Annotated in this window: 23 protein-coding genes and 1 riboswitch; of the genes, 16 read left to right on the top strand and 7 right to left on the bottom strand. The window is 36.4% G+C overall.

Features of this window, described 5'->3' with window-relative positions; translation table 11 throughout:
* Positions 1 to 57: 57 nt before the first annotated feature.
* The 3 genes from GYM76_RS02140 to GYM76_RS02130 form a co-directional block, all read right to left on the bottom strand.
* A complete protein-coding gene (locus GYM76_RS02140; RefSeq protein ID WP_065563568.1) occupies positions 58 to 621 on the bottom strand; it encodes an iron transporter in 564 nt (187 codons plus the stop codon).
* A 132-nt stretch (positions 622 to 753) separates the two neighbouring features.
* Entirely contained in the window at positions 754 to 1,941 is a 1,188-nt protein-coding gene (locus tag GYM76_RS02135; protein WP_220225727.1) for an FTR1 family protein, read from the bottom strand.
* Between the two features lie 11 nt (positions 1,942 to 1,952).
* Entirely contained in the window at positions 1,953 to 2,579 is a 627-nt protein-coding gene (locus tag GYM76_RS02130) for a nitroreductase family protein (RefSeq protein ID WP_220225726.1), read from the bottom strand.
* Between the two features lie 223 nt (positions 2,580 to 2,802).
* On the opposite strand from GYM76_RS02130, the gene GYM76_RS02125 reads away from it, so the two are divergent.
* The 13 genes from GYM76_RS02125 to thiD all read left to right on the top strand — a co-directional run bounded on the left by GYM76_RS02125 (position 2,803) and on the right by thiD (position 14,764).
* A complete protein-coding gene (locus tag GYM76_RS02125; RefSeq protein WP_220225725.1) occupies positions 2,803 to 4,245 on the top strand; it encodes an LTA synthase family protein in 1,443 nt (480 codons plus the stop codon).
* A complete protein-coding gene (locus tag GYM76_RS02120; RefSeq protein WP_220225724.1) occupies positions 4,242 to 4,865 on the top strand; it encodes a LysE family transporter in 624 nt (207 codons plus the stop codon). Before GYM76_RS02125 ends, GYM76_RS02120 begins: the two co-directional genes overlap by 4 nt.
* A gap of 170 nt (positions 4,866 to 5,035) precedes the next feature.
* Positions 5,036 to 5,998, top strand: a complete 963-nt coding sequence (gene gutQ, locus GYM76_RS02115; protein WP_065563573.1) for an arabinose-5-phosphate isomerase GutQ — start codon at positions 5,036 to 5,038, stop codon at positions 5,996 to 5,998.
* A 188-nt stretch (positions 5,999 to 6,186) separates the two neighbouring features.
* Complete coding sequence (gene aroK, locus GYM76_RS02110; RefSeq protein WP_065563574.1) at positions 6,187 to 6,708, top strand: shikimate kinase AroK; 522 nt, start codon at positions 6,187 to 6,189, stop codon at positions 6,706 to 6,708.
* 60 nt (positions 6,709 to 6,768) lie between these two features.
* Positions 6,769 to 7,578, top strand: coding sequence for an SPOR domain-containing protein (locus GYM76_RS02105; protein WP_065563575.1), 810 nt, complete (start codon positions 6,769 to 6,771; stop codon positions 7,576 to 7,578).
* A gap of 9 nt (positions 7,579 to 7,587) precedes the next feature.
* The gene (locus GYM76_RS02100; protein ID WP_065563576.1) at positions 7,588 to 8,406 is read left to right on the top strand and encodes a Dam family site-specific DNA-(adenine-N6)-methyltransferase; all 819 of its coding nucleotides are present in this window, start codon (positions 7,588 to 7,590) and stop codon (positions 8,404 to 8,406) included.
* A gap of 39 nt (positions 8,407 to 8,445) precedes the next feature.
* A complete protein-coding gene (rpe, locus tag GYM76_RS02095) occupies positions 8,446 to 9,123 on the top strand; it encodes a ribulose-phosphate 3-epimerase (protein ID WP_065734647.1) in 678 nt (225 codons plus the stop codon).
* On the top strand, positions 9,116 to 9,811 hold the full coding sequence (locus GYM76_RS02090; protein ID WP_065563578.1) for a phosphoglycolate phosphatase: 696 nt from the start codon (positions 9,116 to 9,118) through the stop codon (positions 9,809 to 9,811). The genes rpe and GYM76_RS02090 overlap by 8 nt, the downstream gene beginning before the upstream one ends.
* 23 nt (positions 9,812 to 9,834) lie before the next feature.
* A complete protein-coding gene (gene trpS / locus GYM76_RS02085) occupies positions 9,835 to 10,830 on the top strand; it encodes a tryptophan--tRNA ligase (protein ID WP_220225723.1) in 996 nt (331 codons plus the stop codon).
* A gap of 114 nt (positions 10,831 to 10,944) precedes the next feature.
* The gene (trkA, locus tag GYM76_RS02080; protein WP_065563580.1) at positions 10,945 to 12,306 is read left to right on the top strand and encodes a Trk system potassium transporter TrkA; all 1,362 of its coding nucleotides are present in this window, start codon (positions 10,945 to 10,947) and stop codon (positions 12,304 to 12,306) included.
* Positions 12,307 to 12,360: 54 nt separating this feature from the next.
* A riboswitch (TPP riboswitch) is annotated at positions 12,361 to 12,462 on the top strand.
* A 51-nt stretch (positions 12,463 to 12,513) separates the two neighbouring features.
* A complete protein-coding gene (thiM, locus tag GYM76_RS02075) occupies positions 12,514 to 13,299 on the top strand; it encodes a hydroxyethylthiazole kinase (RefSeq protein ID WP_220225722.1) in 786 nt (261 codons plus the stop codon).
* Positions 13,299 to 13,940: a thiamine phosphate synthase gene (gene thiE / locus GYM76_RS02070; protein WP_220225721.1), complete on the top strand. Its 642-nt coding sequence runs from the start codon at positions 13,299 to 13,301 to the stop codon at positions 13,938 to 13,940. The genes thiM and thiE overlap by 1 nt, the downstream gene beginning before the upstream one ends.
* A gap of 11 nt (positions 13,941 to 13,951) precedes the next feature.
* Positions 13,952 to 14,764 (top strand): bifunctional hydroxymethylpyrimidine kinase/phosphomethylpyrimidine kinase, encoded by an 813-nt coding sequence (gene thiD, locus GYM76_RS02065; protein WP_220225720.1) that lies wholly within the window; start codon positions 13,952 to 13,954, stop codon positions 14,762 to 14,764.
* 196 nt (positions 14,765 to 14,960) lie between these two features.
* Here the strand turns inward: thiD and GYM76_RS02060 are convergent, their stop codons facing one another.
* Positions 14,961 to 15,167 (bottom strand): heavy-metal-associated domain-containing protein, encoded by a 207-nt coding sequence (locus GYM76_RS02060; RefSeq protein WP_065563584.1) that lies wholly within the window; start codon positions 15,165 to 15,167, stop codon positions 14,961 to 14,963.
* A gap of 430 nt (positions 15,168 to 15,597) precedes the next feature.
* Here GYM76_RS02060 and GYM76_RS02055 point away from each other — a divergent pair, with 430 nt between their 5' ends.
* The gene (locus GYM76_RS02055; protein WP_220225719.1) at positions 15,598 to 16,770 is read left to right on the top strand and encodes a M20 aminoacylase family protein; all 1,173 of its coding nucleotides are present in this window, start codon (positions 15,598 to 15,600) and stop codon (positions 16,768 to 16,770) included.
* 15 nt (positions 16,771 to 16,785) lie between these two features.
* Complete coding sequence (locus GYM76_RS02050) at positions 16,786 to 18,210, top strand: MFS transporter (protein ID WP_255561368.1); 1,425 nt, start codon at positions 16,786 to 16,788, stop codon at positions 18,208 to 18,210.
* 89 nt (positions 18,211 to 18,299) lie between these two features.
* Here the strand turns inward: GYM76_RS02050 and mnmE are convergent, their stop codons facing one another.
* From mnmE to GYM76_RS02035, 3 genes are all read right to left on the bottom strand, one after another.
* Positions 18,300 to 19,661 (bottom strand): tRNA uridine-5-carboxymethylaminomethyl(34) synthesis GTPase MnmE, encoded by a 1,362-nt coding sequence (gene mnmE, locus GYM76_RS02045; RefSeq protein WP_220225718.1) that lies wholly within the window; start codon positions 19,659 to 19,661, stop codon positions 18,300 to 18,302.
* A gap of 95 nt (positions 19,662 to 19,756) precedes the next feature.
* A complete protein-coding gene (locus tag GYM76_RS02040) occupies positions 19,757 to 20,359 on the bottom strand; it encodes a YdcF family protein (protein WP_081303381.1) in 603 nt (200 codons plus the stop codon).
* 10 nt (positions 20,360 to 20,369) lie between these two features.
* Positions 20,370 to 20,921, bottom strand: a complete 552-nt coding sequence (locus GYM76_RS02035; RefSeq protein ID WP_255561367.1) for a DNA-3-methyladenine glycosylase I — start codon at positions 20,919 to 20,921, stop codon at positions 20,370 to 20,372.
* A 243-nt stretch (positions 20,922 to 21,164) separates the two neighbouring features.
* On the opposite strand from GYM76_RS02035, the gene GYM76_RS02030 reads away from it, so the two are divergent.
* Positions 21,165 to 22,514 carry an MFS transporter gene (locus tag GYM76_RS02030; protein ID WP_065734657.1) on the top strand — a complete coding sequence of 450 codons (1,350 nt, stop codon included), beginning with the start codon at positions 21,165 to 21,167 and terminating at the stop codon, positions 22,512 to 22,514.
* Positions 22,515 to 22,566 lie beyond the last annotated feature (52 nt).

Genomic DNA, 22,566 nt, shown 5'->3' with positions numbered 1-22,566 from the left:
GACACTCGCCGATAGTACAACTAATTATTGAAAATTAAATTTAATTAAAAATAATAATTACCATGCACGTGGGATGAAGTTAAAGTCCCATGAAACTTCAATTGGTTTAGTCCAGAAACGACCTTCAACACCAGTTTCTTTATCAACATGTAATAAATAACCTTGTTTTTCAGGGTTTTCGATAGTAAAGGTTACTTTATATTTGCCTGCACCATCTAACTTAATATTGTTACCATAGTGAGGACCATCTGAAGCATTCATAGGCATAAAAGTACCTTCGATAGCTTTATCACTGCCTTCTTTTTGGATTTTATATTTTACAGTTAAGTAAGGCACGAAATCACCAGTACCAAAACCTAAGTTATTACCTTCAGCCGCTGAAATATCAGCTTCAATATGCATATCAGATTTTGAAGCAGGTAAACCACCCATACCAGCTGGTTCCATATCAACAGGTTGGAAATAAACTGCACCGATGTGTAAAGGACCAACAGTTACTTCATCACCAATTGGAAACTCTTCGAAGCCTTTTTCTTCACCTGGTGCAGGTGCAGCAGCATAAGCCATTGAAGAAAGTGCAAGTATTGATGAAATACCAGCAGAGACTAATAGTTTTTTCATTGAAAACTCCTTAATTTTGTTTTTCACTTTTAATCACTAATCAATAAAATCATGACTAGTCAATAACAATTTACTACCAATGTATTTACGATTTATCACTAATCATTAATCGTTTTTAATGTTTTATATTAATTATTTCTTTTTATATTTTGTGGAATAGATAATCGATCCTATCACTGCCACTACCATGAACAACTGTGGTAATAATGTTTCAACTGTTGGGTAAATACCCAATATTTCAACCGAATGAACAAAGTCGACAGATGTAACCGGAATAATATCAGCTTCTTGCAACTCTTTCACACCGCCTCCAGCAAACGCAATCGCCATCAGATACATCAAGGCACTGGTACCAATAAAGAACGGTTTAAGTGGCAATTTAACCGTACCAAAGCGAATAATAACAAACACAAACGCTAATACAAACATTCCCACGCCCAAACCATACCACACCATATCCATATGCTCATTAGCATCTGCTAACATGGCTTGATAGAAGATGATAGTTTCTGCGCCTTCACGAAATACTGCTAAAAAGGCAGCAAATCCTAAAGCAAAACTACTGCCTGTAGAAACCGCATTTTGGACCTTACCTTCCACATAGTTTTTCCATGCTATGGATTCTGACTTGGACAGCATCCAATTACTAATAAAGAACAGCATTACCGTTGCCAATAACATGGCGCAACCTTCCATAATTTCTTGGTTGGCACCGCTTAATCCTACAATTGTATGTAACGCTATCGCCGCTAAAATACTAGCGAACACCGCAAACAAACTGCTAAGATAAACGACTTTAAGCATCGGTTTATTATTTGAGCGAACAAGATAGGCAGAGATAGCCGCGATAACCAATATCGCTTCTAACCCTTCTCGGAAAATGATGATAAACGACGCCAAAAATACACTCCAACCACTCTCTTTTTTACCATCTAACTCGTTGGCATCTTCATGGAGCATTTTTAAAATAACGTCAATTTCTGCTCGCACCGTTTTATTCGGCGCATTTTGTGTCATTAATCGTTTAATTTTTGCAAACTGGTATTCAGTGTCAGTACCGCGCTTACCTGAAATATAAGACATCACTGCGCGCTCAACGCCATGCTTTTCGTAAAATCCAAAGTAAGCATTGTTAACACGGGCTTTAGCACCTTCGACGTCTTTCATAAAATAGATGTTGTAGGCATCATTCAAAATGATATCCATCTCATCAATAATTGCATTCCAGCTTTCATATTTCTTTTCGGCTGCATAAGAAGGGGAACTAAAAACAGCTAAACTTGCAATTAGTAGAACAACTAAAGTTAAATACCTTTTCACTTCCTACTCCTTTATTTTCCTAACAACATAATCCCTATTGGTTTGCTGTTTTCTGGCAATTGTAATGATTGACTAATAAATTCAGGATTGATTGAATGGATATAACGTGTGCCGAGTTTTAATGCTGTCGCCGACAAATAAACATTTTGGCTCATTGCGCCAACAGCAATTTGACTAAAATCATTGGCTTGTTGGGTATCATAATCTTTAAGATTGTCACCATCAGACACAAAAATAAAAATATAAGGTGCACGTTTAGTAAAACTTTGTTTACCGATGTCGCCACGAATATCTTGATTATTGATCTCACGAAGATAGTGCCCTTCCCACTCGTATATAAAGGTTCCCTTTTCACTTGCAACATACAGGCGAACATAAGGCGGTTTACCACTTGCCATTGGTACTGTCCAACCGTTTTTACCTCGATTTAAGCCACTGGCTGCCCAAAGTACACTTGAAAGCTCATCGTCAGACACCATACCTGTTGGAAATCCTCCACCCGGCGTTGAAGCACGCTTTTTAAGACTATCAAATAATCCCATACCCTCTTTCTTTTGTGGGGCCGGTAAAGTGACATCAGCATAGCTATAGGAAAAACAAGATAATAGCAAAACAATGGCAAATCTACGTAACAACATAGCATAAACCTTTCAGCTTTAGGAAATAAAATAATTGTTGCTATCTTATTGCTAATGCTTTCAATTATCAACAACAAACAATAATAATTATCATTAAGCTTGTTACATATAATAAAATCAACGCATTAATATTACCTTGCAATCTACGATTTTTATTTTTCTGATTAAAACGTATATACTGATGCAATATTCCCGTTTTAAGAAAATCTGAGTATCATTAACTATGCCGTTTTCGACTTTAATCGTATTACCACTTTTTATCTTAACTATTACCTTAGCTTCTTTTTTTAAACAAAAAAAATGGCAACTGCTCGCCATTGTCTTAATGACCGTCATCATTGTTATGGAACTCACCTCTATCTATTTTAGTGGTGGATTTATTGATTATCAGTTTTACGTGAATTTAAATGTGAATGATATTATTGAAGGATTATTTATCTTCAAGTTACAGGCTGTATTAGTGATTGTGATCTTTTTAGGATTAGTTTTTATAATCAGTAAATTAGCCAACTTATTTCGTAATAAATGCCGATTGTTATGGCGCTTATCGTTTGCTGTCATCGCAATTGCTTCAATTAGTTATCATAATGGTCCAGTTAGTCGCCTCTATGAAATCTATCAAGTCACCTGTGCGCCAAAAGCAACCTTCGAGCAAGCATTACAAACGCTCAATATGAATGATTATGTTGCAAAATCACAGTTAAACAGCCAAAAAGGCAAAAATATTATTGTGTTATCGTTAGAATCTTTCGAGCAAGGATTTTTAGATTTTGCTGATATTACGCCTAATTTAAGACAGCTAAAGCAACAATATACCTTTTATCCAAATATGCCAATGAGTGCAGGTAGTACCTGGACAACCGCCTCAATGTACACTTATATGACCGGTGTACCATTTTTAATTGGTGAGCATTCAACATCCCCTTTAAAAAACGCTAACTCGACTAAATTAGTCACTTTAGGTGATGTATTAAAACAAGCGGGCTACCAAACTCGTTACGTTATGGCTGGTCCTGAATTTGCGAGCATTGGCCACACAGCAGAAGTAGTTGGAATGCAAGTGGTATCTGAAAAAAACTATCCAGGCAAATACCCAAATGCGCCATTTGGGTTATATGATAAAGATATATTAGACATCGCCGAACAGCAAATACAAGAGATGAAAAATAATGACAAACCATTTGCGCTATTTGTTTCGACCGTCTCAACCCATGCACCAAATGGCTTTAACGATGAACGCATGACCTCTGTTATTAGCCCAAAGCATGACAACATGTCTTTTGTAGCCGCATCTCTCGATTACAATTTAGGGCAATTTATTAACCACCTAAAAGAGCAAGGTTTACTAGACAATACCGTATTTTATATCTTCCCTGACCATTTAATGATGGGTGCGGGTACCGAAACCGTTAAAAAATTGTCGGAAAAAGAACGCAAATTGTACTTATTAACCAATGCGAATAGTGATGATTTACAAAAATCATCCAACCAAACCATTTACCAAATCGACTTACCAAGAATGATTTTGAATGGTGCACAAATTAAAACGAATGCAAAATTCTTAACTGATTACTTAATTGGTGAAAATTTCGATAAAAAGCAATTTATCGAACAACATAAATCAAACATCGCCACGTTAAACAATGCAGCACAAGAGCAAAAATGACAGTCGATACCTTAATTTTGGTCATAACCATTAGTTGTTTAGGCATGATATCACCCGGGCCAGATTTTTTTCTGGTCTTAAAAAATAGTTTAAGCTATAACCGAAAAATAGCATTAATGACCTGCTTAGGAGTAATTAGTGCTATCGCCATTCATATGAGTTACTGTGTGGCAGGCATTGCTGTATTAATCACCGCCACCCCTTGGCTCTATAATGCATTACGTTATGCCGGTGCCGCTTATTTGTTATGGATTGGCGTTAAAGCGTTACTAGCCAAAAGCAGTGGCACCGCCTATGTTTCCAAACAAACGCAGGAACTGGATGTCACAGCCAAATCTGCGTTTATGCAAGGGCTATTATGTAATTTACTTAATCCAAAAGCCACGCTGTTTTTTCTAGCTATCTTTACTCAACTACTTAATGCCAGCTCAACGATGGTAGATAAACTGGTAGTTGCTTTTATAATCTGGCTTGAAGCTGCAATTTGGTGGCCGATGGTAGTATTCGTCTTCCAAACCCAAATTGTCCAACGTCGTTATTTTAAGTTACAGGTGATTATTGATAAGTTGTTAGGCGTGATATTAATCGTGCTTGGAGTTAAAGTTGGATTAGGATTCTAAAGCTTTAAAAACCCCGTTCCTCAACATTTTTTATTCCAAAAAGTGCGCTCCTCAATTATTTCTTATCTTTTTATTCTAAAAGGCTTTTGAATATTGAATAGTTAATTGCTAGACTATTAATAATTTAATCAATATATATTTTTTAGTTTTAATTTGATGAGTGGCTAAAAATGGACAAATTATTACAATATGGTCGAGAATTACTTGAACTTGAGCTTCATGAGGCACAGAAGCTGCCAGCTCGGCTTGGTGAGAGTTTTGTTAAGGCTTGTCAGTTAATTTTGTCAACAAAAGGCAAAGTTGTAGTGTCAGGCATTGGTAAATCTGGTCATATTGGTAAAAAGATCGCAGCATCATTAGCCAGTACTGGTAGCCCAGCATTTTTTATGCATCCATCTGAAGCATTACACGGTGATTTAGGAATGGTGACCGAGAATGATGTCGTGATTTTGATTTCTTATTCAGGACGAGCTAAGGAATTTCAATTTATTTTACCCATTCTTGCAGCAATGAATATTCCAGTTATTGCCATAACAGGTGGACTTGATTCCCCATTAGCATTAGCTGCGCAAGCAGTGCTGGACATTTCAATCGAAAAGGAAGCGTGTCCAATGGGATTAGCTCCAACCTCAAGCTCAACTAATACGTTAATGATGGGCGATGCGCTGGCAATTGCCGTTATGCGAGCTCGTGGATTTAAGGAAGAAGATTTTGCTCGTTCACATCCAGCTGGCAGTTTAGGCGCTAAACTATTAAATCATGTAAAAGATATTATGCGTAAGGGTGATTTAATTCCTAGAGTACCACAATCAGCAACAGTACTTGATGCCATGTTAGAATTAAGTCGTACTGGTGTGGGGTTAGTTGCAATATGCCAAGATGATAATAAAATAGTTGGCGTTTTTACAGATGGCGATTTACGCCGTTTGCTACTAAAACATGGTACATTACAAGATAATATTGTCGATGTAATGACAAGTCCAGGACATCAAATACCTGAAACTTGGAAAGCGGTCGAAGCTTTAAAATCATTTAATGATCATAATATTACTGCTGCACCTGTGGTAAATAATCACGGCGAATTGGTTGGTGCGCTGAATATTCATGATCTGCATCAAGCAGGTATTAGTTAATCGATTAATAAATACCTGTTGCAAAATGGGGCTATCTATTGAGATAATTACCGACCTAAATTTTTGTCGTTAGACGGAGATCCAAGTAAGTTACACAATTCAATACCGAAATGATGAGTTATTTAAATCATTATAAATTGATATTGTGTTGTAAATTTTAACCAAAATTAATAGATGATGAAACTACAATGGCAGAAAAGCGAAATATCTTTCTAATTGGCCCTATGGGGGCAGGAAAAAGCACAATAGGCCGACAAATTGCACAACAGTTAGGTATGGAATTTTTTGATTCTGACCAAGAGATCGAGAAACGTACAGGTGCTGATATTGCATGGATTTTTGACTTAGAAGGTGAAGACGGATTCCGAGCCAGAGAAGAGAAAGTCATTAATGAGTTGACTGAAAAACAAGGTATAGTTCTTGCTACTGGTGGTGGTTCGATTTTATCTAAAGAGACACGTAACCGTTTATCAGCTCGCGGTATTGTAGTTTATTTAGAAACTACAATAGAAAAACAGATGGCAAGAACCCAGAAAGATAAGCGTCGTCCTTTATTACAAGGTGGCAATACTCCCCGTGAACTTTACGAAGAATTAGCCGAAGAGCGTGATCCACTTTACGAAGAGATCGCTGATATTACGATTAAAACTGATGAGCAAAGTGCCAAAGGTGTTGCTGGATATATTATTGAAAAAATAGAACAAATTTAAAATTTCAATTTTTTAAATTCGGCTGGCCATGAGGCAATAAACCATTTGAAAGGAGTTAATATGCGTGTAGATAAAGATGATCGTTATATACCAGAACAATCAAGTAAGTCTTCTACGCCTTCTTTTAGTATATCAACTTTTTTTCAGCATTATTCGAAGAAAAAATTGATTATTATGGGATTAGCTTTAGCTATTATTGTCTTGTTGGTTTGCTTTGTGATATCTCGTCCTTCAAAAAAAACAACCATACTGACTCCTCCTGAAGTCAATGGTGTTTCGTCGACGCAAACGCCTGATTCAACAATCAGTGGCGATAGTGGGGCGTTAGCGCAAGGTCAACAAAATTCTGCACCTGTGCCACCAGCCCCAATTAATAGTAATGTTAATGAGCACGATAATGGGGTTAGTCAACCTCCAGCATCAACACAGTCAACATCGGGTTCTAGACCAGAGCTGCAACCAACGGGTAACAGTACAACTCAAAATACTAGTGGTTCATCAACTAATTTAAATAAACCAATAAATCCAGATAGAGGCAATCCTACTGTTTCTAACTCAAATAATAGTGTAATAACAGGTAATAATTCAACTTCGATTGCCAAAATTAAGAATGATCAGTTTTCAATTCAACTTAGTTCTTCTAGTTCAGTTGATGGTTTGAAAAGATTGGTTAAAGAACATAATCTCACTAATTACCAAATTTATGAAACCAAACGAAATAATGTTAAATGGTATATATTAGTTAAAGGTACATATGATTCTGCTGACGAAGCCAGAAAAGCGATCAAATCTTTACCAAGTGCACTACAAAAAGATAAGCCTTGGATTAAATCTGGTGAAACAATTAATAAAGAAAAATCAGCAAAATAGGAGTTTCCGTTGAAGAAGCAACGAGCCTTTTTAAAATGGGCTGGAGGAAAATATGAGCTTGTGGACACAATTAAACAATATCTACCAGAAGGGGACCAACTCATTGAGCCCTTTGTAGGCGCTGGTTCTGTTTTTTTAAACACAAACTTTAAAAGTTATATTTTAGCTGATATCAATCATGATCTAATTGCGTTATTTAGGTTATTACAATCCAATCCTGATAAGTTTATTAATGATCTTAAGCTATTATTTAATCATCAGAATAATCAAGCTGAGGCTTTTTATCAGCTACGAGATGTCTTTAATTATAGTAAAGATCAATATCTACGATCGCTTTTGTTTGTCTATTTGAATCGCCACTGTTATAACGGTTTATGTCGCTATAATAATAGCGGGCTTTTTAATGTACCTTTTGGACGTTACAAAACTATCTATTTTCCTGAGAAGGAGCTCTACTATTTTGCTCAAAAAGCACAAAAAGCTGAGTTTATCTGTACTCCTTATCATGAAGCAATGAAAATGGCAAAACGCAATTCTGTCATTTATTGTGATCCGCCTTATCTTTCTCCAAATGAATCTATCGGTTTTACGGCTTATTATTCCAATAATTTTGGTTTTGAAGAACATAAGCGATTGTCACAATTAGCTGAAAAAATTGCTTATAAAAAAAATATTCCTGTACTACTATCAAATCACGATACAGAGTATACCAGAACGTTATATAGTAAAGCGCGCCATCTTTACCGTGCAGAAATGCGACGCTCAATTAGCTGTGCTGGCGAAGGACGCAAAAAAATTGATGAAATATTAGCCTTGTACCAAAAATAACCTATTTTATGTATAAGGTTTTATTAGTAGAGGTATGTTATGAAAGAGTTTATTATTGCACCATCAATATTATCCGCTGATTTTGCTCGTCTTGGAGAAGATACGCAGAAAGTATTAGACGCTGGTGCCGATGTTGTCCATTTTGATGTAATGGATAACCATTTTGTACCAAATTTGACGATGGGTAGTATGTTTTGTAAGGCTCTTCGTGATTATGGTATTAAGGCTCCGATTGATGTTCATTTGATGGTTTCGCCTGTTGAAGATTTAATTACCTCATTTGCCAAAGCTGGCGCAACTAATATCTCTATTCACCCTGAAGCAACTATTCACCTTGACCGTTCTTTGCAATTAATTAAAGATCATGGTTGCAGTGCGGGAATTGTACTTAATCCTGCAACGCCGTTAGATTATTTAGATTATGTGATGGATAAAGTCGACATTATTTTATTAATGAGCGTTAATCCAGGTTTTGGTGGACAATCATTTATACCAAGTACACTAAAAAAATTACAACAAGTTAAACAGCGCATTATTGAGTCTGGCAGAAAGATTCGTTTAGAAATTGATGGTGGTGTTAAAGTTGATAATATCGCTGAAATTGCCAGAGCGGGTGCTGATATGTTTGTTGCTGGTTCAGCAATATTTGGTCAACCGGATTATAAAGCTGTAATTGATGCAATGCGTAAAGAATTAGAAGGTGTTAACCATGGCTAAGTTAAATGATATTCAAGCTATTGCTTTCGATTTAGATGGAACTTTAGTCGATAGTGTGCCTGGCCTTGCCTTAGCTGCACAAAAGATGTTAGCAGATTTGGAGTTACCCACCGTTACTAATGAACAAGTAAAAAACATGGTCGGTAATGGCATTGATGTCATGCTCGAGCGCGTGTTCAACGTGATTGGTCGCAATCCGTCTAAAGAGGATTTCAACAAAGCGAAACAGTTGTTTAATCATCATTATGATAAGGTTATGGATGAGCAAACAACGCTATTCCCGCATGTTAAAGAAACCTTAAAAACGCTTTATGAAAATCATTATCCCTTAGCTTTAGTTACCAATAAACCTGCGCAATTTTTACCTGCTTTATTGACGTCATTAGGTATTAAAGAATACTTTTCATTGGTACTTGGTGGTGGTGATGTGATTAAGTTGAAACCACACCCTGCCCCACTTTATCAAGTCATGGCAACCTTTGGATTGTTTAGTGATCAGTTGCTGTTTGTTGGTGATTCAAAGAATGATATTACTGCTGCTAAAAATGCTAATTGCCCGACTGTAGCATTAAGTTATGGTTATAATTATGGGGTGTCGATTGCATCTAGCAAGCCTGATTTTTTATTTGATGATTTTAAAGATATATTAACCTTATTACCTCAGCCAAAGGCTGATGCAAAAAAATAATGAGTATAAATTAGGAATAAATTATGAGTAAACCAATTGTATTTAGTGGCGCTCAGCCATCAGGAGAACTAACATTAGGCAACTATTTAGGGGCTTTGAAGAATTGGGTGTCTTTGCAAAATGAATATGATTGCGTTTATTGTATTGTCAATCAACATGCGATCACGGTCCGTCAAGATCCTAATAAGTTGCGAAAAGCAACACTTGATACGTTAGCGCTTTATTTGGCCTGTGGTATCGATCCACAAAAAAGTACTATTTTTGTTCAATCACAAGTACCAGCTCACGCTGAATTAGGTTGGGCGTTGAACTGTTATACTTATTTTGGTGAACTGAGCCGTATGACGCAGTTTAAAGATAAGTCATCTCGTCACTCTGAAAATATTAACGCCGGGCTATTTGATTATCCAGTATTAATGGCTGCTGATATTTTGTTATATCAAGCTAATTTAGTTCCTGTAGGTGATGACCAGAAACAACATCTCGAGTTATCACGTGATATCGCTATGCGTTTTAATGCACTTTATGGCGATATTTTTACTGTTCCTGAACCGTTTATTTCTAAAGTAGGTGCTCGTGTGATGTCTTTACAAGATCCAACCAAAAAGATGTCTAAATCAGATGATAATCGTAACAATGTTATTGGTTTACTTGAGAATCCGAAAGATGTCGAGAAGAAGATTAAACGGGCAATGACCGATTCAGACGAACCACCTGTTGTACGTTATGATTCAAAAAACAAAGCCGGTGTTTCAAATCTGTTAGATATTTTGACAGGTATTACAGGTAAGCCGATTGCTGAACTTGAAAAAGAGTTTGAAGGCAAAATGTATGGTCATCTAAAAACCGAGGTGGCAAATCAAGTTATCGAGATGTTAACCGGTTTACAAGCAAAATATCATCAATATCGAGATGATGAAAATTATCTTCTTTCAATTATGCAAGAAGGAGCACAAAAAGCTCGCGCTAAAGCAGAGCCTACGTTGAAGAAGGTTTATGACGCAATCGGTTTTGTATAATCTAAAATAAGATTGCGATTATTACTAAACAATATCAAACGGCTTTAATTGATATGAGCTCTATTGTTCTAATAATGAGTTAGCTTGAGGCCTTTTGATTATAATAGGTTTATTATGAAAATTATCATTCTTGGTGCAGGCCAAACTGGTAGTGCACTTGCTGAATATCTAGTAACTGAAAAGCAGAACGATGTGACTGTCGTTGATGAAGATCATGATAAATTGCAATCTTTGCAAGAGCGTTTTGATTTACAAGTCATTTGCGGTAAATCATCTTACCCACAAGTATTAGAGAGTGCTGGCGCGGAATCAGCCGATATGTTAGTTGCCGTTACCAATTCTGATGAAGTAAATATGATGGCTTGTCAGATTGGGCATGTGATGTTTAATATTCCACAAAAAGTTGCTAGAATCCGTGCTCCTGAATATAACGATGAAAGATACCCATTCTTCAATAAAGATTGTATCAACATCGATCATATTATTGCTCCTGAAAACTTAATTACAAATCATATTAGCCAATTAGTTCAATATCCTGGTGCTCTACAGTTTGCTTCGTTTTATGATAATCGTGTCTGTTTGGTTGCTGTAACCGCTTATTACGGTGGTGCGTTAGTGGGGAGCGAACTATCCGAACTTAAAGAGCATTTACCACATGTCGAAGCGCGTGTTGTTGCTATTTATCGTCAAAATCGTTTTATTCGCCCAATAGGTTCGACTTTAATTGAAGCTGGAGACATGGTTTATTTTATTACCCCTCCTCTTAACATTAAAGCTGTAACCAGTGAACTACAACGGCTAGAAAAACCTTATAAACGTATTATTATTAGCGGTGGTGGTGGCGTTGCCATTGCTTTAGCTAAACGTTTAGAGAATGATTATCAAGTTAAGTTGATTGAACGTAATGCAGAAAAAGCTGAATTAATAGCTGAACAGTTAGTGAATACCACCGTGTTACATGGTGAATCATCAGACCAAGAATTATTATCACAAGAGCAAGTCGAGTTAACCGATCTGTTTGTGGCGGTCACTAGCGATGATGAAGCCAATATTATGTCATCTATGCTGGCAAAAAGAATGGGGGCAAAAAAAGTCATCGTTCTCATCCAGCGACAAGCCTACTTAGAATTGATTAACGATAGTGTTATTGATATCGCGATTTCACCACAACATGCCACTATTTCAGAACTACTAAGCCATGTTAGGCAAACAGGTGTAGTTAAAGTTGTCTCATTACGCCAAGGTGAATCAGAAATTGTCGAAGTAGTTGCTCGTGGTGAAGCCGAAAATTCAAAATTAGTCGGTAAAAATATCAACAGTTTAAAATTACCTTCAGGTGCTACGATTGGTGCCGTGGTTCGTGGTGAAGATGTAATTATAGTAAATACGGATTTAATGATTGAAGATGGCGATCATTTAATAATTTTCTTACCGGATAGACGCGCCATTAGTGATATAGAAAGATTATTACAATAACTTGTTTAATTTTTAAACTCAGTTCATAATAGATTCAATTTTATCCAAATTTGTTATTTAGACTCGGGGTGTTTTTTGTTAGAGCAAAAAACTGAGAATTTACCCGTTGAACCTGATCTGGATCATGCCAGCGTAGGGAAGTCTCTGTCTTAATTACCGCTTTGACACATTCTTCCCTTAATATTATTTATTAGATAAGGAAAGAATATGTCGGTCATTAAATTATTTTCAAATCAAGATGCCATTCCTTTTATTGAGCAAGTTCATCAGAAGCGACCTTTAATCCATTGTATTACCAATGATGTGGTACAAAATTACACCGCTAACGTTCTTTTGGCGATTGGGGCTTCACCAGCGATGGTGGTAGCTGAGCAAGAAGTTGAGGACTTTGTTGCCATTGCAAATGGTTTGTTAATTAATATTGGTACGATCAATAGTCACAGCGCTAAAAGCATGTTACTAGCCGCCGCAAAAGCTAATCAAACTCCTTGGGTATTAGATCCTGTCGCAGTTGGAGCAGCATTGAAATATCGTACTGAAATTGCTAAGCAATTATTAACATTTAAACCGACAGTTATTCGAGGAAATGCTTCAGAAATTCTAGCATTAAGTGGTCAACAATCATCATCAAAAGGGCCTGATGGACTGGATTCTACTGATTCTGCATTAAATGCGGCAATGCTATTAGCCAAGAAATATCAAACCATTGTTGCAATAACAGGTGAGACCGATTATGTCACAGATGGTGAGCAGGTTTATAGCATTGTTGGGGGTGATATCGCGCTAACACAAGTAACTGGTACTGGTTGTTCATTATCTGCGATTGTGGCAGCATTGATTGCAAGTTCTGAAGATCATTTAAAGGCTACTGCTTCAGCCTGCTTTATGATGAAAAAAGCGGGTGAACTCGCTAATAAACAGCAAGGGCTAGGTACTTTTGCTATGTCAATTATTGACCAACTTTCTCTTTTCACCACAAATAAGGATTTTTGATGAAGAAGCAACTTGATTTAACACTCTATTTAGTACTTGACCCAGTACTTTGTGATGGCATAAATGGTATGGTTAATACCACTAAGTTTGCAGTTGAAAATGGTGTTACTGCCGTTCAATTACGTTCAGAACAAGAATATTCAGGTAGAAATTGGTATAAAGCCGCCCAAGCTTTAAAAGAAGTATTAATCGACACTCAAGTTCCACTATTGATTAATGATCATATTGATATAGCTTTAGCTGTCGATGCCGATGGTGTTCATGTTGGACAAAGCGATCTATCTGTCGAAGTTGCACGACGATTAATTGGAGAAGATAAATGGATAGGGCTTTCAGTCTCTAATTATTCGCAACTTGAGTGCGTTCCTTGGCAACTAGTCGATTATCTAGGTATTGGCCCTATCTATCCAACCCCCACCAAAAAAGATGCAGCAAAAGCAATAGGCATCGCCCAATTGACTGAACTTGTTAAAGCAAAACAATGCCCTGCCGTTGCGATCGGTGGTATCGGTGTAAACAATTTAACTGAAGTGATTCAAACTGGCATTGAAGGTATTGCCGTTGTATCCGCAATTTGCGGGCAAGGAGATATTGCTAAGGCCACATCTGATTTGATTAGAAAAATAAGACAAGCAAGATAGGAAATTAAACCATGACAACAGTTTCATTAACTATAGCTGGTAGCGATCCTAGTGGCGGTGCAGGTATTCAGGCCGATTTAAAAGCCTTTTCAGCGCTTGGCGCTTATGGGATGTCAGTCATTACTGCTTTAACCGCACAAAGTACACAAGGTGTTAATAGCATATACCAAGTGCCACCCGAATTTGTTAAGGCTCAATTTAACACACTTTATCAAGATATCCATATTGATAGCGTTAAAATCGGTATGCTGATGAATAAAGAGATCGTAACCACGGTTAATCATCTATTAAGCAATAATCCTATTGCCAATATTGTTCTTGATACGGTAATGATAGCCAAAGGGGGGCATCCTTTATTGAGAAATGATGCCATTACCGCTATTCGAGAATTGCTATTACCATTAGCCACCATCATCACCCCTAACCTTCCAGAAGCAGCAGCATTACTTGATTGTCATGAGGCACAAAACGAAGATGAAATGCAACAACAGGGTTATGAGCTACTCAAATTAGGCTGTCAGGCAGTATTAATGAAAGGGGGACATTTGCCAAGTCAAGAAAGTCCGGATTATTTAATCACGCCAACAAAGATCATCAGAATGGCATCACCACGTATCCAAACTAAAAACACTCATGGTACAGGTTGCACATTATCGGCAGCTATTGCAGCACTACTACCAAAATATGAGTTAGAAGAAGCCGTTAAACAAGCAAAAAAATACCTACAAGGTGCCATTGAAAATGCAGATAATTTGAAAATTGGTAAAGGAATTGGACCTACTCACCATTTTTATCAATGGTGGGACACCGCAGGAAAAAGCTAGAAAGCTAAATGTGGTATTTTCGGCAAACGCTATTTTCAACAGCTATATACTTCATCGACAATCCGTGCCAATGAAGTATATGAAAACTTTTTTAGTGCATTATCTAATCAAATAGAGGCTATTGGATATTTGTATTATCTAGTATTTAAGCGATTGTCTTAATCGTTTAAAATGAGAAATTGTAAATAGTATTGCCTTAATACGAAATACCCACAAACTCAAACCCCGCTTGATTAACGGCTTGAATTGCAGCTTCTTGTGAGATAGTACCACCTTCTATATCAACCTCATGCTTCGCTAAATCAACGGTCACTTTAGCTTTAGGATCAATATCATTAATTGCTTTAGTAATGGTTTTAACACAATGTTGACAACTCATATTATCGACGATTAATTTCATCATTATCCCCTTTTGTTATCTAATAATTCATCTAGTGCAACGTTGGAACATCTATAATTAAAATAAATTTGCCTGCCATATAAATTATAGTACTTATATTATGCCTATAAGCCTACAAAAAAAATACCTCAGAATAATGAAAATTTATAAGGTTTATATCTGTTATTAATAAATCGTAATGATTGAGCGTTTCTGCTCCTTTATACTCAAATAAACCATGGTGCCAAGAAAAATAAGCAAGGTTATTCTTCAAGAATATAAATTGAATAACAGAAATAATCGACTTATACAAAATTAGATTGTATATTTATTCATCTATGTGGTTTTGATAATAAAGTTAGTTTTTGTTTTTAAATATAATTTTAACTTAGATGTATAGTTCCATTTTTATTTTTTTCTCATAAACGATATTCAGGTTAATTAGGAGCCTAAAATGCAGCATATTATGGAAACGATTAGAAAAACAGAACAAGAATTTGTTGATATTCGACATCAGATTCATAAACATCCTGAGTTAGGTTTTGAAGAGAAAAAAACCAGTGATTTAGTTGCAAATAAGCTATCTGAATGGGGCTATGAGGTTCATCGAGGTCTAGCAAAAACTGGCGTCGTTGGTGTTTTGAAAAATGGCGCTAGTAATAAGAAAATAGGTATTAGAGCTGACATGGATGCATTACCTATTGTTGAAGCTTCGGGTAAACCTTGGAGCAGTGTTAGCCATGGTAAATTCCACGGTTGTGGTCATGATGGGCATACCACTATTTTGCTATGTGCAGCTAAATATCTTGCCGAAACACGCAACTTTGATGGGACTTTACATGTCATTTTTCAACCAGCTGAAGAGTTGTTATATGGTGGGAAAGTGATGGTCGATGAGGGTTTATTTAAACAATTTCCTTGTGATGTGATTTTCGGTATTCACAATATGCCGGGATTTAAGGAAGGCCATTTTTATTTTAAAAGCGGTGCTCTTATGGCTTCATCCGATACGATTCATATCACCATCAAAGGGAAAGGTGCTCATGGAGCCATGCCTGAGCGAGGAATTGATGCGACGCTTGTTGCTTGTTATATTGGCATTGCTTTACAAAGTATTGTTTCCCGCAATGTTTCACCCTTTGAGAAAGCTGTTATCACGATTGGTTGTATTCAATCTGGCGAAGCCCCCAATGTGGTCAATAGCGATGCATTGATGAAGCTAACCGTCAGAGCATTAGATAATAATACCCGGACTTTATTGCTCAAGCGTATTACCGAAATTGCCACTTCGCAGGCGGAAAGTTTTGGCGCCTCAGTTAAAATCGAACATATCAATGGTAGCCCTGTTTTACATAATGGTGCTAATGCAACAAAATTTGCATTAGAAGTTGCTCAGAAATTAGTCGGTAAAGATCGTGTTCATGATAATTGCCATCCTTTTATGGGCAGTGAAGATTTTGCTTTTATGTTAGATAGCAATCCAAATGGTTGTTACATGATTATCGGCAATGGAGACGAACCAGGATTTTGTAGTGTTCATAATCCTGGTTATGATTTTAATGATAAATGTATTGTTCCTGCTGCGTCATATTGGGTTGCATTAACTGAAACATATTTAAGTAAATAAGGATAAATCGCTTCTATGTCTGGTTTAAATATGTCAACTTCAAAGAATTCTAGCACCAAGCAAGTTAAAAGTTATAACCGGTTAACATTAGGTATTGTATTAGGAGTTATTACTTTTTGGCTGTTTGCTCAATCAATAGTCAATGTTGGACCGGCTGTTCAGCATACAGTTGGTATCACTCCAGCCTCTTTTAATTTAGCAGTAAGTTTGACTGCACTTTTCTCTGGCTGCTTTATTGTGGTTGCTGGTGGTTTAGCTGATCGCTTTGGACGAGTTCGTTTTACTTACTTTGGTTTTATTTTAAGTATTATTGGTTGTCTTTGTTTGATTTTCGCCCAAGGAGAAATATTATTTACCTTTGGACGCATTATTCAAGGCTTATCTGCAGCCTGTATTATGCCATCGACTTTAGCATTAGTGAAAACCTATTATCAAGGCAAAGATCGTCAGCGTGCATTGAGTTTTTGGTCGATTGGATCTTGGGGCGGCTCGGGCACTTGTGTGCTTGCTGGCGGTGCAATAGCGACTTATTTAGGTTGGCAATGGATCTTTATAATCTCTATTATCTGTGCTGTATTAGGTATGCTTTTGTTGAAAGGAACTCCTGAAACCAAAATTGAAGATCCTTCGAGTCTGCCAAAATTTGATTATGTAGGGCTATTTGTTTTTGTTATTACGTTAGTTTCATTAAATCTTGTGATAACCAAAGGTTCTACTTTTGGATGGACTAGTGTAGCAACATTATCGTTGGCTACCGTTTGTTTTGTTTTTATGATTTTATTTTTTGTTATTGAAAAAAGTAAAGCGAGTGGCGCTTTCATTGATTTTGCATTATTTAAAAATATCCCTTACCGTGGTGCTACCTTATCCAACTTTATGCTAAATGCTGTTGCAGGCACGTTAATTGTGGCCAGCACTTATACCCAACAGGGGCGAGGGTTTACCTCTTTCCAAAATGGATTATTAACTATTGGTTATTTAGTTTCGGTTTTATGTATGATTCGTGTTGGTGAAAAAATCTTACAAAAGGTAGGTGCGAAAAAACCAATGTTAATGGGACCGTTAATTACTGGTTCCGGAATTGCATTGATGACGCTGACATTTTTACCAGATATGCTTTATATCATTTCAGTATTAGGTGGCTATATTTTATTTGGTCTTGGTTTAGGTTTTTATGCGACACCTTCGATCGACACAGCAATTTCTAGCGCCCCTGAAGATAAAGTTGGTATTGCATCAGGAATATATAAAATGGCAAGTTCATTAGGCGGTGCTTTTGGTGTCGCCATTTCAGCATCAATTTATGCTGCAGTTATTGCCAGTGGTCAAAGTATAGCAACTGGCGCAGCAATTGGATTATGGATTAATGTCGGATTTTGTCTGTTATGTTTTATTTCAATTTTATTTTTAGTTCCAAATAATGCCGGCAAAAATAAATAGCTTAAGTTAATTTTTAATTCTTAAAACACTTCATAGGGATATGACTTTTTATTTCTATCCCTATATTTCTAACCGACAGTATGTTTAGCTTATTTACCAATGCAAAATGAGCTGAATATGCGCCCTAGTAGATCATTGGAGGTAAATTCGCCAGTGATTTCACTCAATGACTCTTGCGCAATCCGAAGTTCTTCCGCTAATAATTCGCCAGCATGAAATGTTGTGAGCTGGTATTTACCATTATTTAAATGCTCTGCAGCTTTTTCAAGTGCTTGTAAGTGTCGTCGACGAGCTAAAAAGCCCCCTTCTGTACTACTAGTAAAGCCCATTACCTGTTTAAGATGATCACGTAATAAGGTAATACCTTCTCCAGTTCGTGCTGATAGTTGGATAAGGCAATAACCATTTTGTTCACTATAGCCTAATGGTTCACCAGTTAAGTCTGCTTTGTTTCGAATAACGGTTACTGGCATATTTTTAGGCAAGCGTTCAATAAATTCTGGCCAAAGTTTTTCTGGATTGGCCTCATTGGTTGTTGTGCTGTCAACCATAAATAACACCCGATCCGCTTGGTCAATTTCTTGCCATGCCCGTTCAATACCGATTCGTTCTACTTCATCGCTGGCTTCGCGTAGTCCGGCAGTGTCAATGATATGCAAAGGCATACCATCGATATGAATATGTTCACGCAAAACGTCACGTGTTGTCCCTGCTATGTCAGTAACAATAGCCGCTTCTCGACCTGCTAATGCGTTAAGTAAACTTGATTTACCCGCATTAGGTCGACCAGCAATGACAACTTTCATACCTTCACGCAGTAATGAACCTTGTTTGGCTTCATGACGAACTTCATTTAATCGTTGAATAACTTGGTCAAGCTCTGCTTCTATTTTTCCGTCAGATAAAAAGTCTATTTCTTCTTCAGGAAAATCAATAGCTGCTTCTGTGAATATACGCAAATGAATAAGCGATTCTACTAATTCATTAATCTTTTTGGAAAATACACCTTGTAAAGAGGACAAAGCAGATTTAGCCGCTTGCTCTGAACTTGCATCAATCAAATCTGCAATGGCTTCAGCTTGCGCAAGATCTAATTTATCATTTAAGAAAGCTCGCTCTGAAAATTCACCTGGTCTTGCTATACGCACACCAGATATTTCTAATATACGTTTTAGCAGTAGATCTAAAATAACGGGTCCACCATGGCCCTGTAGTTCAAGCACATCTTCACCTGTGAACGAGTTTGGATTGGGAAAGAATAAAGCAATGCCCTCATCTAACGTTGTTCCATCAGTGGCTAAAAACGGTAGATAATGAGCATATCGCGGTTTAGGTAAGATACCTAAAACTGCTTTGGCAACCTCTTGTGCTTTAGGACCAGAAATACGCAATATGCCAACACCACCACGACCAGGTGGTGTTGCCTGTGCAACAATTGTGTCTGAATTCATATTTATTAATTATAATTAAAAATAGCAATGATTAATCATACCATGACTATCATTAAAAATCTGTAAAGGCAAGCTATCTAACTTAATTAGAATGGCTAATTATTATTTTCAACATAATCTAATGGATGGTCAAACAGCCATGAATTAAGTAAAGCCAATGGCTCTCTTATCATTGCTATATATTTATCAATATTGGTATAAGCTAACGGTGCAGGTAAACCAGTAATATCACTAATACCCGAGCGTTTAGCTAGCATAATTGAACGAAGAATATGAAAATCATTGGTCACAACAACTGTTTTGCCTAGTGGTAAAATTTGATTAGCATAAACAAACTGTTGAGCCGTTCGCCTTGATCTGTCTTCAAGATATACTCTTGAAGAATCAATACCTTTTTTAATTAGGTAATCAGCCATTACACTCGCTTCAGTTGCAGATTCATCGCTTCCTTGCCCACCACAAACAATTACTTTAGTATTTGGATTACTCTGCAAATAATTAAATGCTGTATCTAAACGATTTTGTAAGGTAAGTGGCGCTTCAGCTGGTGTTCCAACCACTTGTGATCCTAATACGACTAAAGTATCAGCATTAGTTGATGGCTTTTGATTAGCGTAAATAAAAATAATGATATTACAAACGATGAAATAAACTAATATTAATATTAGGCAATATTTTATTAATTTCATGATTGTCATCAATTCCCCCTCATTTTTTAAAGCAATCTTCGAAATGGTCGTTAACTAAGCCCATCGATTGCATAAATGCATAACAAATTGTTGATCCTACAAATGAAAATCCCTTCTTTTTCAGTGCTTTTGACATTCTATCGGATATTTCTGTATTAACTGGAACCTCACTTTTATCTTTGTAGTGGTTGACTATTGGCTTACCATCAACGAATGACCAAATAAATTGCGAGAAATCCTCATTATTATTTTGCATAGCTAAATAGGCATGAGCATTTTTTATAATGCTATTAAGTTTTAAACGATTTCGTATTAAACCTTTATTTTTAATTAATGACTCTATATCAATAGCGTTTAATTGAATAATTTTTTCTGGGTCAAAATTAAAAAAACATCGACGATATTCTTCTCTTTTTTTTAGTACGGTAATCCAAGATAATCCAGCTTGTTGTCCTTCAAGACAAATTTTTTCAAATAGTTTAAGGCTATCATACTGTGGATAACCCCATTCATTATCATGATAATTTATATATAACGGGTCATTTGTAACCCAACTGCATCGTTTTGCCATTGTTTTTATCCAAATATTTTAAAATTATTATATGCGATATATAGATAGAATTTTAGTTTAATATCATTTTTTATACATATTATAAATCAAACAAACATATCGTTATCGTTGATTAAATTTTTTTATGATTAAACAAAAGACTATTTTTTATGGCAGAATGCCTTTTCAACATTAAAATTTACCAAAGAATAGTCATTTTCTTTACTGGCTATATTCATTTAATAATAAAAATAAGGTTTTTTCATGAGTCAATCTGAAATTAACGCTGAATGGCAACCGGTCGCCCGACCATTGAATAGTAAGGATTTTAAAACATTAATATTGTCATCTTTAGGCGGAACGCTTGAATTTTATGACTTTGTTATCTATGCGCTATATATTGATACCATTGTCAAGCCACTATTTTTACCACATACCTTGTCACCATTAACCTTAGATTTATTTGCATGGGGGATTTTTGCTGCTGGTTATTTAGTTCGTCCTGTTGGCGGAATTATTATGGCCCACTTTGGAGATAAAGTTGGCCGAAAACGGATGTTTACCTTAAGTGTAGCAATGATGGCTTTACCTACTTTTATTATCGGTATTTTACCGACCTATGAAGCAATTGGTATTGTGGCACCATTGTTATTATTGTTGATGCGTATGTTACAAGGCGCAGCTATTGGTGGAGAAATGCCTGGTGCATGGGTATTTATCGCAGAACATACACCAAAACAACGCTATGGTTTGGGCGTTGGTACGTTAACATCAGGTATTACAGGCGGAATTTTACTTGGATTTTTCGTTACAATTATTGTTGATCTCTATTTTACTAGCCAAAATATTTTAGATTATGCTTGGCGTATACCGTTTATTATTGGTGGAATTTTTGGTGTGATTTCAGTCTACTTACGAAAATTTTTATCTGAAACGCCAATCTTCAAGGAATTAGCTGCACGTAAAGCATTAGAAAAAAGCATCCCTGTTGTTACCGTACTAAAAAAACATAAGACAGCTTGTTTGATAGTCGCTTTGTTAACTTGGTCATTATCAACAGCAATTATGGTTGGTATTTTAATTACTCCTGGCCGTATCGTTGGCGGTATGTATCATTTTGCTAATCTGGATTGGCGTATAGGTGGATGTATTGCTGCCTTAACATTATCTATTGGCTGTGTTATTTCTGGTTGGTTAGATGATAAATTAGGCACAGCAAAAACAGTCGTCATAACTTGGGGTGGATTGGCTGTGGTAAGCATCTATTTCTATAGTTCACTAACGCCAGATATGTCATTAGCTAAACTATATTCGATTTGGGCGATATTTGGCTTATTTATCGGATCAATCGCTATGACACCAATTATAGGAACTAGAACCTTTCCACCAGCCATTCGCTATTCTGGTCTATCATTATCTTACAATTTAGCCTATGCATTGTTTAGTGCAATAACGCCGACTTTAACTATCTACTTATTAAGTCCCGATCATATATTAGGTGAATACAGTTATCTGGGAGCAGGTATTTACATCTCAGCAGTGGCTTTACTTGCTGTTTTAGTTGGTTTTTCATCATTAGCTCAAAAGGGTTGGCAAAATAGATTAGATAATTAATCACTTAACACCATATAAAAACAGGGCTAAAGCCCTGTTTTTTTTAATCAAG

Origin of the sequence: Gilliamella sp. ESL0443, assembly GCF_019469165.1 — a bacterium.
In the GTDB taxonomy this organism is placed as follows: domain Bacteria; phylum Pseudomonadota; class Gammaproteobacteria; order Enterobacterales; family Orbaceae; genus Gilliamella; species Gilliamella apicola_E.
This window is presented reverse-complemented; position numbering and strand designations above follow the sequence as displayed.